The organism is Marivita sp. (assembly GCF_965656765.1).
GTDB lineage: Bacteria > Pseudomonadota > Alphaproteobacteria > Rhodobacterales > Rhodobacteraceae > Marivita.
Genome location: NZ_CBFHLV010000074.1, coordinates 1 through 14,016 on the forward strand (window position 1 = coordinate 1; position 14,016 = coordinate 14,016).

Annotated in this window: 13 protein-coding genes and 1 pseudogene; 13 read left to right on the forward strand and 1 reads right to left on the reverse strand. The window is 57.4% G+C overall.

All coding sequences use genetic code 11. The features are described from left to right. From ACTG4M_RS15285 to ACTG4M_RS15325, 9 genes are all read left to right on the forward strand, one after another. On the forward strand, positions 1-541 hold a 541-nt coding region (locus tag ACTG4M_RS15285), incomplete at its 5' end, for an extracellular solute-binding protein (protein WP_439124530.1). 67 nt (positions 542-608) lie between these two features. Further along, on the forward strand, positions 609-1,733 hold the full coding sequence (locus tag ACTG4M_RS15290) for an ABC transporter ATP-binding protein (RefSeq protein ID WP_439124531.1): 1,125 nt from the start codon (positions 609-611) through the stop codon (positions 1,731-1,733). Positions 1,734-1,735: 2 nt separating this feature from the next. Beyond that, entirely contained in the window at positions 1,736-2,626 is an 891-nt protein-coding gene (locus ACTG4M_RS15295; RefSeq protein ID WP_439124532.1) for an ABC transporter permease subunit, read from the forward strand. After that, the gene (locus ACTG4M_RS15300; RefSeq protein WP_439124533.1) at positions 2,623-3,441 is read left to right on the forward strand and encodes an ABC transporter permease; all 819 of its coding nucleotides are present in this window, start codon (positions 2,623-2,625) and stop codon (positions 3,439-3,441) included. The genes ACTG4M_RS15295 and ACTG4M_RS15300 overlap by 4 nt, the downstream gene beginning before the upstream one ends. Further along, on the forward strand, positions 3,438-4,760 hold the full coding sequence (locus ACTG4M_RS15305) for an NAD(P)/FAD-dependent oxidoreductase (protein ID WP_439124534.1): 1,323 nt from the start codon (positions 3,438-3,440) through the stop codon (positions 4,758-4,760). The genes ACTG4M_RS15300 and ACTG4M_RS15305 overlap by 4 nt, the downstream gene beginning before the upstream one ends. A gap of 135 nt (positions 4,761-4,895) precedes the next feature. Next, positions 4,896-6,659: a dihydroxy-acid dehydratase gene (gene ilvD, locus ACTG4M_RS15310; protein ID WP_439124535.1), complete on the forward strand. Its 1,764-nt coding sequence runs from the start codon at positions 4,896-4,898 to the stop codon at positions 6,657-6,659. Between the two features lie 83 nt (positions 6,660-6,742). After that, entirely contained in the window at positions 6,743-7,345 is a 603-nt protein-coding gene (locus ACTG4M_RS15315) for a dihydroxy-acid dehydratase (RefSeq protein WP_439124536.1), read from the forward strand. 62 nt (positions 7,346-7,407) lie between these two features. Continuing rightward, positions 7,408-8,181: a DUF6478 family protein gene (locus ACTG4M_RS15320; RefSeq protein WP_439124537.1), complete on the forward strand. Its 774-nt coding sequence runs from the start codon at positions 7,408-7,410 to the stop codon at positions 8,179-8,181. Positions 8,182-8,191: 10 nt separating this feature from the next. After that, positions 8,192-8,569, forward strand: a complete 378-nt coding sequence (locus ACTG4M_RS15325) for a hypothetical protein (protein WP_439124538.1) — start codon at positions 8,192-8,194, stop codon at positions 8,567-8,569. 29 nt (positions 8,570-8,598) lie between these two features. Here the strand turns inward: ACTG4M_RS15325 and ACTG4M_RS15330 are convergent, their stop codons facing one another. Next, positions 8,599-9,789: a hypothetical protein gene (locus ACTG4M_RS15330; protein ID WP_439124539.1), complete on the reverse strand. Its 1,191-nt coding sequence runs from the start codon at positions 9,787-9,789 to the stop codon at positions 8,599-8,601. Positions 9,790-9,950: 161 nt separating this feature from the next. Here ACTG4M_RS15330 and ACTG4M_RS15335 point away from each other — a divergent pair, with 161 nt between their 5' ends. From ACTG4M_RS15335 to ACTG4M_RS15350, 4 genes and pseudogenes are all read left to right on the forward strand, one after another. Then, positions 9,951-10,727: a sulfite exporter TauE/SafE family protein gene (locus ACTG4M_RS15335; protein ID WP_439124540.1), complete on the forward strand. Its 777-nt coding sequence runs from the start codon at positions 9,951-9,953 to the stop codon at positions 10,725-10,727. A gap of 77 nt (positions 10,728-10,804) precedes the next feature. Then, positions 10,805-11,718 (forward strand): annotated as a pseudogene (locus tag ACTG4M_RS15340) (DMT family transporter). Between the two features lie 66 nt (positions 11,719-11,784). Next, positions 11,785-12,717, forward strand: a complete 933-nt coding sequence (accD, locus tag ACTG4M_RS15345) for an acetyl-CoA carboxylase, carboxyltransferase subunit beta (protein ID WP_439124541.1) — start codon at positions 11,785-11,787, stop codon at positions 12,715-12,717. A 35-nt stretch (positions 12,718-12,752) separates the two neighbouring features. Continuing rightward, positions 12,753-13,991 carry a bifunctional folylpolyglutamate synthase/dihydrofolate synthase gene (locus ACTG4M_RS15350; protein WP_439124542.1) on the forward strand — a complete coding sequence of 413 codons (1,239 nt, stop codon included), beginning with the start codon at positions 12,753-12,755 and terminating at the stop codon, positions 13,989-13,991. The last annotated feature ends 25 nt before the right edge of the window (positions 13,992-14,016 follow it).

Sequence of the window (14,016 nt, forward strand, 5' to 3'; positions counted from 1 at the left end):
CCTGACCTATGCGGGCCTCGATCCGGATCGCAAGGATGACGAAGCATTGGCCGCGGCGGAAGAAGTTCTTATGGCCGTGCGTCCTCACGTCCAGAAATTCCACAGCTCGGAATACATCAACGCGCTGGCCAATGGCGACATCTGTGTGGCGTTCGGCTGGTCCGGCGACATCCTGCAGGCTCGGGATCGCGCAGCCGAGGCCGACAATGGCGTCGAAGTGGCGTATAACGCACCCGCCGAAGGTGCGCTGATGTGGTTCGACCAGATGGCAATTCCGGTAGACGCGCCCAACCCCGAAGCCGCGCATGCCTTTCTGAATTTCATCATGGATGCACAGAACATGGCAGCGGCGTCGAACTATGTGTACTACGCCAACGGCAACGCGGCCTCAAAAGAGTTCTTGGTCGAAGATGTGATCGGCGACACGGCGATCTATCCTGACGAAGCAACGCTTGAAAAGCTCTACACCGTGACACCTTTCCCGCCGCGTGAACAACGGTCACTGACCCGGATGTGGACCAAGGTCAAATCGGGCACCTGAACCGAAGCGCTTAGTGATCCGGCGGGGCTCTCCCGCCGGGTCTTGTCCTGGCTCGGAGGTGCCTGAAGTGTCTCAAACCGTTTTTGCGCCGTGGGAAGACCCCAACGAAAAGCCGCTGATCCAATTTCGCAATGTGACCAAGCGGTTCGGTGATTTCACCGCGATTGATGATCTGACGCAGGATATCTTTGCACAGGAATTCTTTGCACTGCTCGGGCCGTCAGGCTGTGGCAAAACCACGATGATGCGCATGCTTGCGGGTTTTGAGGCTCCGACCGAAGGGCATATTCTCATCGCCGGTCAGGACATGGCCAAGATCCCACCGAACAAGCGCGCGGTGAATATGATGTTTCAATCCTATGCGCTTTTTCCGCATCTGTCGGTTTGGGAAAACATCGCCTTTGGCCTAAAACGCGAAGGCAAAGACAAAGATCTGATCGCCGCGCGTGTTGACGAGATGCTCCGCCTGACCCGTCTCAGCAAATTCGCCAAACGCAAACCCCACCAAATTTCCGGCGGCCAAAGGCAGCGGGTGGCACTTGCCCGCTCGTTGGCCAAGGCCCCAAAACTTCTTTTGCTGGATGAACCGCTTGGCGCGCTCGACAAAAAATTGCGTCAGGACACTCAGTTCGAACTGATGGACATTCAGGAAAAGACCGGCACCACTTTTGTGATCGTGACCCACGATCAGGAAGAAGCAATGACCGTGGCCAGCCGCGTCGCCGTAATGGACGAAGGCCGCATTATTCAGGTGGCGACACCCGCCCAAATCTATGAGGCCCCTAACTCGGTCTACGTGGCCGACTTTATTGGTGATGTGAACATCATCTCGGGCCGTGCAAAACCGAATGGCGAAAAAGTTGCGGTCCAGTGGGCCGAAAACCAGCCCGACATCATCGGCACGACCACAAAGAACTTTGTAGAAGGTCAAGAAACGCATTTTGCGATCCGGCCGGAAAAAGTCGCGATCAGCACCGAGGAACCGCAGGATGCACCGAACAAAATCGCGGGTAAGGTTCTCGATATCGCCTATCTCGGCAACATTTCGACATACCACGTGGAACTGCCAACCGGTCACGTAATCAAAGCGCAGACAGCCAACACCCGTCGCCTGTCCCGCCGTCAGATCACATGGGAAGATCCCGTCTGGATCGGCTGGACAGACACCGCCGGTGTCCTTTTGGAGCGCTGAAGATGCGCCGCTTCCTTCTCATCGCGGTGCCCTACTTGTGGCTCGTCGCGCTGTTTCTGATCCCGTTTGTGATCGTGCTCAAAATCGCGTTATCCGATATCGCACTGGCACGCCCGCCGTACATGCCGCAGCTTGATCTTGCGGCAGGTTTGGAAGGTCTCAAGGCGTTCTTTGCGGCCCTCGATCTCGAAAACTTCTGGTTCCTGACCTCCGACGATCTGTATTGGAAAGCCTATCTCAGCTCGCTTCAGATTGCGCTGATCTCGACAGTCATGACGCTGCTTGTCGGCTATCCGATCGCCTACGCAATGGCGCGGTCGGCCCCGGAATGGCGCCCCACCCTTTTGATGCTGGTCATCCTGCCCTTCTGGACCAGCTTTCTGATCCGCGTCTATGCATGGATGGGCATCCTGTCGAACGAAGGTCTGCTGAACCAATTTCTACTTTGGACAGGAATTATCAGTGAACCGCTGACCATCCTGAACACCAACACTGCCGTCTATATTGGCATCGTCTACACATATTTGCCCTTCATGATCCTGCCAATCTATTCAGCATTGGAACGGATGGATGATAGCCTGCTGGAAGCGGCCGAAGACCTTGGTTGCTCCCGCACCAGTGCGTTTTGGCTGGTGACCATTCCGTTGTCCAAGAACGGCATCATCGCTGGCTGCTTTCTGGTATTCATCCCGGTCATCGGGGAGTTCGTAATCCCATCTCTGCTTGGCGGTTCCGGCACACTGATGATCGGCAAGGTCTTGTGGGAGGAATTTTTCTCCAACCGCGATTGGCCCGTGGCGTCTGCCGTGGCGGTGATCCTGCTGCTGATCCTTGTGATCCCTATCATTCTGTTCCAACGCAACGAGCAGAAACAGCGGGAGGCCGAGGGATGAAGCGGTTTTCTTGGTTCAACGCAACCGCCCTGACCTTGGGGTTTGCGTTTCTGTATATTCCGATGATCATTCTGGTGGTCTACAGCTTTAACGCATCCAAGCTCGTCACGGTCTGGGCCGGGTTCTCGACCCAATGGTATGGCGAATTACTCCGCAACGAAGAATTCCTCGATGCGGCATGGGTGACCATCAAGGTCGCTGTGATGAGTTCGACCATCGCAACAGTGCTGGGCACCATGGCGGCCTATGTTTTGGTTCGCGCCGGGCGTTTTAGTGGACGCACGCTGTTTTCCGGGATGATCTACGCGCCACTGGTAATGCCAGAAGTGATCACCGGTCTTTCTCTGCTCTTGCTGTTCATCGGCATCGGACTGGACCGCGGCGTACTAACCATCGTTTTGGCACATACCACATTTTCGATGTGCTATGTGTCGGTCGTCGTCTCGTCACGCCTTATCAGTTTTGACCAATCGCTCGAAGAAGCCGCGCTTGATCTAGGCTGTTCCCCGTTCGAAGCCTTCCGCCTTGTGACACTGCCGATCATCGCACCTGCAGTGATCTCTGGCTGGCTTTTGGCCTTTACCCTGTCGCTGGACGATCTTGTGATCGCCAGCTTCACCACCGGGCCATCAGCGACAACTTTGCCCATCAAGATCTTCTCAGCGGTGCGTCTTGGCGTCAGTCCAGAAATCAACGCGCTATCGACCATCATGATCGCAATCGTCACCATCGGAGTGATCACCGCCTCGCTGGTCACAAAACAAGCCGCTGTAAGACAAGCCCGTGACGAGCGAATGGCCGAACGCCCGGCATGAGGCGCATCTACGAGGCACAGGCGTACGCGACGCCTGAAACGTGCTGGTGGCGCGACACCGCTCCACCGGCGGCACAACCGCACCTAGAGCATGACCACAGCACCGAGGTTGTTGTCATCGGCGGCGGGTTCACTGGGCTGAACGCAGCCCTCGAACTTGCACAGTCAGATGTGGCCGTCACGGTGATTGACGCCGAACAGCCCGGCTGGGGCGCATCGGGGCGCAATGGCGGTTTCTGCTGCCTTGGCGGCTCGAAACTCAGCGGTCTGATGATAAGCAAACGCTTTGGCCACCAAGAGCGCAGCGCTTGGCATGCTGCTGAACATGCGGCAGTGGATCATGTAAGCAACCTTCTGTCGGACAACCAGATCGACGCTGACCGCCATTCAGATGGCGAAACATTGCTGGCACACACCCCAAAAGCGATGCGTGGCCTCACTGCCAGTATCGCCGATACCAAGGCTGCCTACGGAATGGCTCCGCAGCTCCACCAGCCCGAAGATCTGCGCCAGCTTGGCCTTGGCGGCGAGTTCCATGGCGGCATGACAGTGCCCATCGGCTTTGCCATCAATCCTGCCAAATATCATTCGGGGCTGATCCAGACTGCACGAAAAAGCAAAGTGCAAGTATTCGGTCAAACGCCAGCTGTTGCTATAAGACAGACCGACGCAAAATGGCAGGTGACCACGCCCAAAGGCACGATCACTACGGACAAGGTGATCCTTACCACCAATGGCTATTCCTCTGAGGACGTACCAGACTGGCTCTGTGCCCGCTATCTGCCGGTGCAATCATCCATCATCGTCACGCGGCCCATCACCAAATCCGAGCAAGACCTGCAAGGCTGGACAAGCAATCAGATGTGCTACGACACCCGTTTACTGTTGCACTATTTCAGGCTCATGCCCGACGGACGGTTCCTATTTGGAATGCGCGGTGGACTTCGCGCGACACCGAATGCAGAGGCTGCGCTTTCACGGAAAATCCGCGCGGATTTTCATGCGCTGTTCCCGGCATGGCGAGAGATAGAAATCACACATGAATGGTCTGGGCTTTTGTGCCTGATGCGCAGGTTAACCCCGTTTGCTGGGGCTGTACCTGACAGTCCAGGCCTCTTTGCGGCCATGGGATACCACGGCAACGGCGTGGCTATGGGAAGTTATCTTGGCGCAAGATTGGCCGATACGGTTTTAGGACGCCCACAAAAGGGGCCATTCCCCGCATTCCTCGCCACGCCGCCTGACCGCTTCCCGCTTGGTCCGATGCGGCGTCTGTTGCTGTCCCCAGCCTATGCAACGGCCGCGTTTTTGGACCGTTAAGGCCGCCTTTCGAAAGGTGGTTTGAACGCGCTTGACCCAAGCCGTTTCGAAATGGCTTGAAACCACCCCAATCTCTTGTGCCGCCGTGCCCTGTTCGCTATTCCCAATGGAAACACGAATTCAGGGAGGAGCGTCATGCTCAAGCGTCCATTCGACAAGTCGAAACTGCCCAGCCGTCACGTTACAGAAGGGCCAGAGCGCGCGCCGCATCGGTCGTACTATTACGCGATGGGCATGACCGAGGAAGAAATCCATCAGCCACTGGTCGGCGTCGCAACCTGTTGGAACGAAGCAGCCCCCTGTAATATCGCGCTGAACCGTCAGGCACAGGCGGTCAAAATGGGCGTGAAGCAAGCGATGGGCACACCGCGCGAATTCACCACCATCACCGTGACCGACGGCATTGCGATGGGACACGAAGGCATGCGTTCCTCGTTGGCCTCGCGCGAAGCGATTGCTGACACGGTTGAATTGACAATGCGCGGCCATTCTTATGATGCGGTTGTGGGTCTTGCCGGTTGCGACAAATCCTTGCCCGGCATGATGATGGCGATGGTGCGGCTGAACGTGCCATCGGTCTTTATCTACGGCGGATCGATCCTTCCAGGTCGCGCGCCGCAGGTTGACGAAATCCCCGAAGATTTCCGCAGCCGTGACCTGACCGTTCAGGACATGTTCGAAGCGGTTGGCCGTCATCAGAACGACCAGATGTCCGATGCAGCGCTCGATATGCTGGAACGCGTAGCCTGTCCGTCGGCCGGTGCGTGCGGTGGACAGTTCACGGCTAACACCATGGCCTGTGTGTCTGAAGCCATCGGTCTTGCCCTGTTCAATTCGTCCGGCATGCCTGCACCTTATGAATCGCGCGACGCTTATGGCGAAGCTTCTGGCCGTGCAGTTATGGACTTGGTCGAGCAGCACATCCGCGCGCGTGACGTTGTGACCCGCAAAGCCTTGGAAAACGCCGCGCGCGTGGTGGCTTGCACTGGTGGCTCGACCAATGCCGGTCTGCACCTGCCCGCCATCGCACACGAAGCAGGAATCGACTTTTTTCTCGAAGATGTCTGCGAGATCTTCCGCGACACGCCTTACTTCGTCGATCTGAAACCGGGCGGCGCTTATGTGGCGAAAGACTTGTATGACGCGGGCGGGATTCCCGTCGTGATGAAGGAACTGCGCAAGGCAGGCCTCATTCACGAAGACTGCATCACTGCCTCGACCCGTACAATCGGCGAAGAGCTTGACCGCATCGACCGCGAAGCCGACGGCAAGGTGATCTATTCTATCGACACACCGATCACCAAAACCGGCGGCGTTGTGGGCCTCAAGGGCAACCTTGCACCTGAAGGTGCCATCGTGAAAGTCGCCGGCATATCTGCCGAAGATCAGGTATTCACAGGTCCTGCGCGAGTGTTCGAATGCGAAGAAGACGCATTCGCCGCCGTGAAAGCGCGCGGATACGAAGAAGGCGAAGTCATCGTTATCCGCAACGAAGGCCCCGCCGGTGGCCCCGGCATGCGCGAAATGCTGTCCACAACGGCGGCACTGTCTGGTCAGGGCATGGGCAAGAAAGTCGCGCTGATCACAGATGGCCGCTTCTCTGGCGCGACACGCGGTTTCTGCGTTGGTCACGTCGGCCCGGAAGCAGCCCAAGGTGGTCCAATCGCGCTTCTACAAGACGGGGACATGATCACGATCGACGCGGTCTCGGGGTCGCTGAGCGTTGATTTGTCCGACGACGAACTGGCCCAGCGCAAGGCAAACTGGGCGGGTCCGCGTGAGACGATCTACACGTCTGGTGCGATCTGGAAATTCGCCAAGCTTGTCGGTCCCACCTATAAGGGTGCCGTTACGCATCCGGGTGCTGATGGCGAAAAACACGTGTATTCTGATCTTTGATCGGGCCTCGCAAAACCATATATGCCGCGCTTCTTGGCGCGGCATTTTTCACCGGATGCACCACCTCCGGCACGATTGGCAGTATGTCTTTACTACCAAGCGGCGGTCCCGATGATGTGCCGCTGCTTACAACTGCAACGCTGGCTCGTGGCAATGTCACCGTCTCCGGCCCCGATGGCTATTGCATCGATCCGGCGACATTGCGTAGCAGTACCAGAGGTGGGTTCGCGGCCATTGCAAGCTGTCACATTCTTTCCGGCGGCACCGAGAGTGCGATTGTCGAACCTGTCCTTGTGACCGTCACGGTCAGCCCAGCCAATAATGGCGAACCAAGTCCGGCAGAACTGGCTGATGCGCTGGGCACGACACTGCTGCAAAACCGCGAGCTAAGCGCAATCCTTGTGGGTCAGATGGCCTCTGGTGGTGAGGTTGCTTTTTCCGGCAGCGACCCCAAACACTGGCGCGGGGCCTTTGTGTTAGGCTCCCATTTGGTGGGTGTCACGCTCTATGCGCCGCAGGGCAGCCCGTTGCTCGGCGCTCAAGGAGCGGCATTCCTGAACACGGTTTCTTCAAGTATTCGCGCTAATTCAAAATCTGAGGCGCCCGGCAGTGCAGATCAGTCGCAATCGCCGATCGATCCTCTGTCACAGCGACTTGGCCGTTTATTTGCAAGACGTGATCTGTAATAAGATAAACAACCGGTACGGAAAGTGACGGACAAAAGAACATCATCAGGAGCGAGCAGCTCATGTCGGAAATGAAACCCGGTCTGTTTGACCGCGTTCTACAGCAGTCTGCGCTTAGACGGTTCCGCCGCTGGGCAGAGACCGCGCGTGACATGGACCTGCGCGATCTACGCCGAAATAGGTCAGCGGCACGGCGTTTGAAATATTATCTTGATGAGCTGTTGCACATCGCGGACGACCGCCTCGCGCTCCCCGTCCTTGGCAACCAGGCTGTACCAATCCCTTACGATGCGGATTGGTCATGGCGCCCCGAGATCTGGTGCGGCCCATTGCCGGTACGGGGCATCTCGGCTGTTGAAAACAAATCAATGCTCGGGCGCGAAGTGACGCTATTTCATGACTGCGCCCAATCCGAACTCACCTTGCGCCAGTTACGCAACAACAGCGTTGAAGACCTTGCTGCATATGGCCTGCGGCTTGATGTATTCCGCTTTGACGGGTCTTACCTATCTCTGGTGGTTGATCTGCCTGCCGAAGCCACCGCTGATCTCAAACGCAAGCATCTTGTCCGCTGCGATCTGATTGTTGAGTTGGAACGCCCGCTGGAAATTTTTGCGCGCCTGAACATCCAACACGGCCCGAACACCGAACAAATCGTCCGCGAATTGCCAGTGAGCGACCGCGAATTGGCTGTCGAGTTTGATCTGGCCTACACCAAACTGAACGAAAAACGGGTCGAGAAAGTCTGGGTCGACCTGATCTTCGAAAACCCGGAAATGAGTCAGGTGATCTTGCGAGACTTGTTCTTTAGCCGTCGCCCCCGGGCCGAAATGTGAGGAGCCGACAATGACCGCCTATTCTTTGTCCAAATCCCGCTTTTTCGAAGGCGTCTGGGAAGGTGTGATCGCAGGGGATGCAGATGACAGCCCGGCACCAAAGGTCGACGTCCGCGTGCATGACAAAACCATCCCCGACGTCGCACTTGAACCCCTGCCAGACCCCGCATCCTGGTTGCTCAAGGTGCCGGTGCCGGCCAATTTCCTAGCGGACGGCGTGCACACATTTATGATTTCCGAAACGTCTCTTGGCCAGGCGCTGGGTGATTTTTCGATCATAGCAGGCGATGCCGCCGGAGAAGACATCCGCGCCGAATTGTCTTTGCTGCGCGCAGAATTGGACATGCTCAAACGGTCATTTCGAAGACATTGCCGGGAAACCGCCTAACCGGGGGCACTTCGAGCCGCGTAACACGGTCATTCCACCGGCTGCCCAAACAGCGCAATCCCAAGGCCAAGCACAGCCAACGCTGAAAATACACCACCCTTCATCTGGTCTTTCTGCCCAAAAGCAGAAAGCGCTGCGATGACAGCCTGAAGCGCATAATACGCAGCAAAGGCGCGCGATGCGTAGCTTATGATTTCAAAGATATTCAAGCTCCATGTCAGGAACAAACCCGCCCCAACGAGCAAGGTATAGGCCAGCCTTGGTGGCACCCGGTTATTACTGATTTCCGCGATCAGCCCACCCGATCCACTGGTATCGGCAACCGCTGCGCTGAACTGCGCGCTCAGAGCGGCGGCCACGAGCAATACCGGCAAAATAGGGGCCACGATCTGCATCATGTCGATGATCGAGGTCTCATCCAATGACATCGTGCCCGGCGCAAAGGCGTAGGCCAAGAGCACGATATAAATCAGATAGATCAACGCAGAGAGCCCCTGCGCCAGTTGCATGGATCTGATCCGTGTCCGCGCATTATAGGCATCGCCTAGATAGCGCGATGTCTCAAACCCCTGCACGGTCACGATCAGACCAAAGATCAAGGTCATCGCAGACCAGCCCGAAATCTGCGCAGGGTTCAACAAAAGCCCGCCACTTTGCGCCCTTTCGCCAAAATGCACCGCCAGACCAAATAACAGCCCCGCAATGATCGTCAGCTTCAGCCCGACCGAGATTTGCTCCAACCTTTCAAGCGCCGCGAACCCTTTCGTCCAGCCGACAAACAGGATCAGAAGAAAGACCGCTGTGGCAACCAATCGCGCATGATACGGATCGTCCAATGTGGTCAGGCTGACACCAAACGCACCGAACAGGTTCAGGTAATACGCAACGGAAATGATATAGGCGAATGCAAGCACCAGCGACGCAACAGTTTCGATATGCTCCAACATTTTGGGCCGTTCAAAGCCTTCGCCGATCTGTTGGATGTTATAACGGATCGCGCCCCCAAACGCATAGGCGATGGTAACCAGCAGCAACATGACCATTGGCGCGAAGAACCCGAAATTCACCTCCAGGATCGGGCCAATCACAAGAAACCCGCTGCCGATAATGGATGCCAATGGTGTAATGGTCGCACGCCATAATAGCGCATTCGACAAACGTGGCGATAACAAAAGCGCCCCGGTCGCAATAACCACCAACAAGATCGCGGCATTCAACATGTATGCGTCTACTTTCAGACCGGGCTCGACGCTTGCCTAGCCTGACTTGACGGCGCCGTGCAAGGACCCTCCATCATAGTTTAAACCGTCGCTATCTGTGCGCAAACTTTGCATGTTCCTGATCCAGCGCCAACGCACCATCTTGGCATTCCCCTTTCGACATGAGACCACTCATCCCGAACCGGACGGGGCATCTTTTGGAATACTGGATCGTAGCTGCACTTGCGGCCTTCCTTATGGGCCTTTCGAAAGGCGGAGTGCCCATGATCGCGCTCTTATCGGTGCCACTGATGTCGCTCTTCATGGATCCGGCATTGGCCGCTGGCCTTCTACTGCCGATTTACATCGTGGCTGACATGTATGCGGTCTACCTTTTTCGAAAAGCGTTTTCCGTGCGCAACCTCAAGATCCTGCTGCCGGGGGCAATTGTCGGCATCCTCATAGGGTTTGCAGCCGTGTCATATGTGCCCGGCAACGCGGGCAAGCTGTTGGTCGCAACCATCGGGATTTTTTATCTTGCCACCGCCCTCCGTCGTCGCCTGTCCAAGGTGGCGGTCCCAGCGCGAGCTGCCGACGTGCCGCGCGGGATTTTTTGGGGAACCATAGCGGGTCTCACAAGCTATATCTCTCACGCGGGTGGCCCGCCGTTTCAGGCGTATGTGCTGCCGCAACGACTTGATAAGATGGTCTATCTTGGCACGTCGACAATCTTTTTCACGGTCGTGAACCTGATCAAAGTTCCGCCCTTTATCCTAGCAGGACAAATCACTTGGGACAGTGCCGCCCAAGCGATCTGGCTTGCCCCATTCGCTTTGGCCGGTGCCTGGAGCGGCGCTGCCGTGTCGCGGGCTCTGCCTGATCGAGTATTTTTCATACTCATCGAAATCGCCTTGGCCGTGGTGTCGTTCAAACTGCTCTACGAGGTCCTACTGGCCTGAGCGCATCAAACGGTGCCGGATTGACCTTCCGGCACCACGAGGGCAGTCTAAAGCCACAACCCTGACCCGGAGAATGTATGTCCCCGCTTCGCGGCATGGCGCTGAAACTCAGCGCTGTCTTGCTTTTCGTCATCATGGCGTCGCTTATTAAAGCCAGCTCTGACGTTGTGCCGCCGGGTGAAGCGGTGTTCTTTCGGTCCTTCTTTGCGATCCCCGTCATCCTTGCATGGCTCGCGCTGCGCCGCGAACTCAGCACCGGCTTGCGCACACAAAACCCCTCGGGACACTTCTGGCGTGGCCTGATTGGCGTCAGTGCAATGGCGTGCGGGTTCGCCGCCCTTGGACTGTTGCCGCTGCCAGAAGTCACTGTGCTGGGCTACGCAGCGCCCATCATGACAGTGATTTTCGCTGCCCTTTTGCTGGGCGAAAAAATCCGGCTTGTGCGCATGTCGGCAGTTGTGATCGGTCTGATCGGTGTTGTGATCGTCATGCTGCCGCAGCTTGGCAACGAAGCAATGGGCACTGCCGCCCGCTGGGGTGTGGCACTGGTCCTCGCCTCAGCCACCCTCCGCGCGCTGGCGCATGTGCACATCCGCAAGCTGGTGCAGAACGAAACCACGTCTTCGGTCGTGTTCTACTTTGCGGTGACCGCGTCTTGCCTGTCTCTGCTGACATCTCCGTTCGGTTGGGTCGTGCCAGACATGCTGACTGCAAGCCAGCTGATCGGCGCGGGCATCATCGGTGGCGTGGCCCAGATCCTGTTAACCTCATCCTACCGCCACGCCGAAGCGGCGTTTTTGGCCCCTTTTGACTATGCCTCAATCCTATTTGCATTGGTCATCGGCTACACGATCTTTGACGAAATCCCCACGACCCACACCATCGTGGGGTCCATCGTCATCATAGGCGCGGGCGTGCTTATCATCGGCGTGAACGCCAACTGGGCGTCAAACGCGGACCAGCGCGGTCCAACCTCACACCGCAGGGCTGATTGCATTTCCGCCGAATGGGTCTTAGACCAACCGCAGCTAAGACAGGGTGACGGGAGCCGCACTGCATGAACTGGATCACCAACTACGTCCGACCCCGGATCAACTCGATCTTTTCGCGCCGCGAAATCCCCGAAAACCTCTGGGTCAAATGCGACGAATGCGGCACCATGCTGTTCCATCGCGAGATGTCGGACAATCTGAGTGTCTGTTCGAATTGCGGCCACCACATGAACATCACGCCACGCGACCGCTTTATCGGGCTGTTCGACGGCGGTGTATTCACCGAGGTGTCCGTTCCCGAACCCCTCACCGATCCGCTGCAATTCCGCGACCAAAAGAAATACCCTGACCGGATGCGCACCGCGCAAAAAATCACCGGCGAAAAAGAAGCGATGCTCGTCGCCACCGGTGAAGTTGGTCGCACGCCTATTGTTGCTGCGGCGCAAGACTTCAGCTTCATGGCCGGGTCAATGGGCATGTATGTCGGCAACGCGATCATCGCCGCCGCCGAAAAAGCCGTTGAGCTGCGCCGCCCGCTGGTTCTTTTTTCGGCCGCCGGCGGTGCGCGCATGCAAGAAGGCATTCTAAGCCTGATGCAAATGCCGCGCACGACCGTTGCAGTGCAGATGCTGAAAGAGGCGAACCTGCCCTACATTGTCGTCCTGACCCACCCGACCACCGGGGGCGTCACAGCGTCCTATGCGATGTTGGGTGACGTGCAAATCGCCGAACCCGGCGCTTTGATCTGTTTCGCTGGCCCCCGCGTTATCGAACAAACAATCCGCGAAAAACTGCCAGAAGGCTTCCAACGCGCAGAGTACTTGCTTGAGCACGGTATGCTTGACCGCGTGACCGACCGCCGCAAAATGCGCGAAGAACTGGTGCAGATCATTCGCATGCTGATGCATATGCCTCCGCCTGTGGCCGGTGATCTGCCGCCGCCTGGACCAACCGACATGGCACCAACAACCACTGCCACATCCGAAGAAACCCCGTGACAAGGCCCATCGGTTCGGACGTCATCCTTGACCGGATGATGGCGCTTCACCCCAAGATAATCGACCTGACGCTGGACCGTGTTTGGGCGCTGCTGACTGCGCTTGATCACCCCGAGCGTGCACTGCCGCCCGTGATCCATATTGCGGGCACCAATGGCAAGGGGTCGACCCAAGCCATGATCCGCGCCGGGCTGGAAGGGGCCGGCAAAAAGGTTCACGCCTACACCTCGCCGCATCTGGCCCGCTTTCACGAACGCATCCGCCTGGCCGGTGACCTGATCACCGAACCGCACCTGACCGAGATACTGGATGAATGCTACCGCGCCAATGATGGTGCGAACATCACCTATTTCGAAATTACCACCTGCGCCGCCCTTTTGGCCTTTGCGCGCACCCCCGCCGACTACACCTTGCTTGAGGTTGGTCTGGGCGGACGGCTCGACGCGACCAACGTGATCGAAAAGCCAGCGCTGACAATCATCACGCCAGTCTCGATGGACCACGAAGGTTTTCTGGGCGACACAATCGCCAAGATCGCAGGCGAAAAGGCTGGGATCATCAAACGCGGCGTGCCGTGCGTCGTGGGCCCACAGCACGAAGATGCAATGGACGTGATCGAAGCACAAGCTGCCCGCCTTGGCGCACCGCTTCTGGCCTACGGCCAACACTGGCATGTCGGCGAAGAACGGGGGCGATTGGTCTATCAGGACGAAACCGGGCTGCTTGACCTCAACTTGCCCAACCTGCCGGGTCAGCATCAAATCCAGAACGCAGGCGCAGCCCTGGCCGCGCTACGACACCTGATTATGCCAGAAGCCGCGTTTGACAGCGCGGTGCAGCGCGCCGTTTGGCCCGCACGCATGCAGCACTTGCATGGCACGTTGCTAAACGATTTGGCGCCACAGGCGGACCTTTGGCTTGACGGCGGCCACAACCCAGCCGCAGGCGAGGCGCTTAGCCAACATCTGCACAGCTTGTCAAAACGGCCAACCTACCTTGTCTGCGGCATGCTCAACACCAAAGATGTGCGAGGCTATCTACGCCCGCTTGCTGCAATTGCAGACCATCTGACAGCTGTTTCCATCCCCGGAGAAGCAAACACTCTAAGTTCGGCTGATACCGCCAAAGCCGCGCGTGACGTTGGCTTGGCGACACATGAGGCCGAAAACGTGGAAACTGCCTTACGTCAAATCGCGCAGACGGACCCACACGCGCGCATTCTGATTTGCGGCTCTCTCTACCTTGCCGGCCATGTCCTACGGCAAATCGGTTGACCTAAATTTCGACAAAGTCACTTTA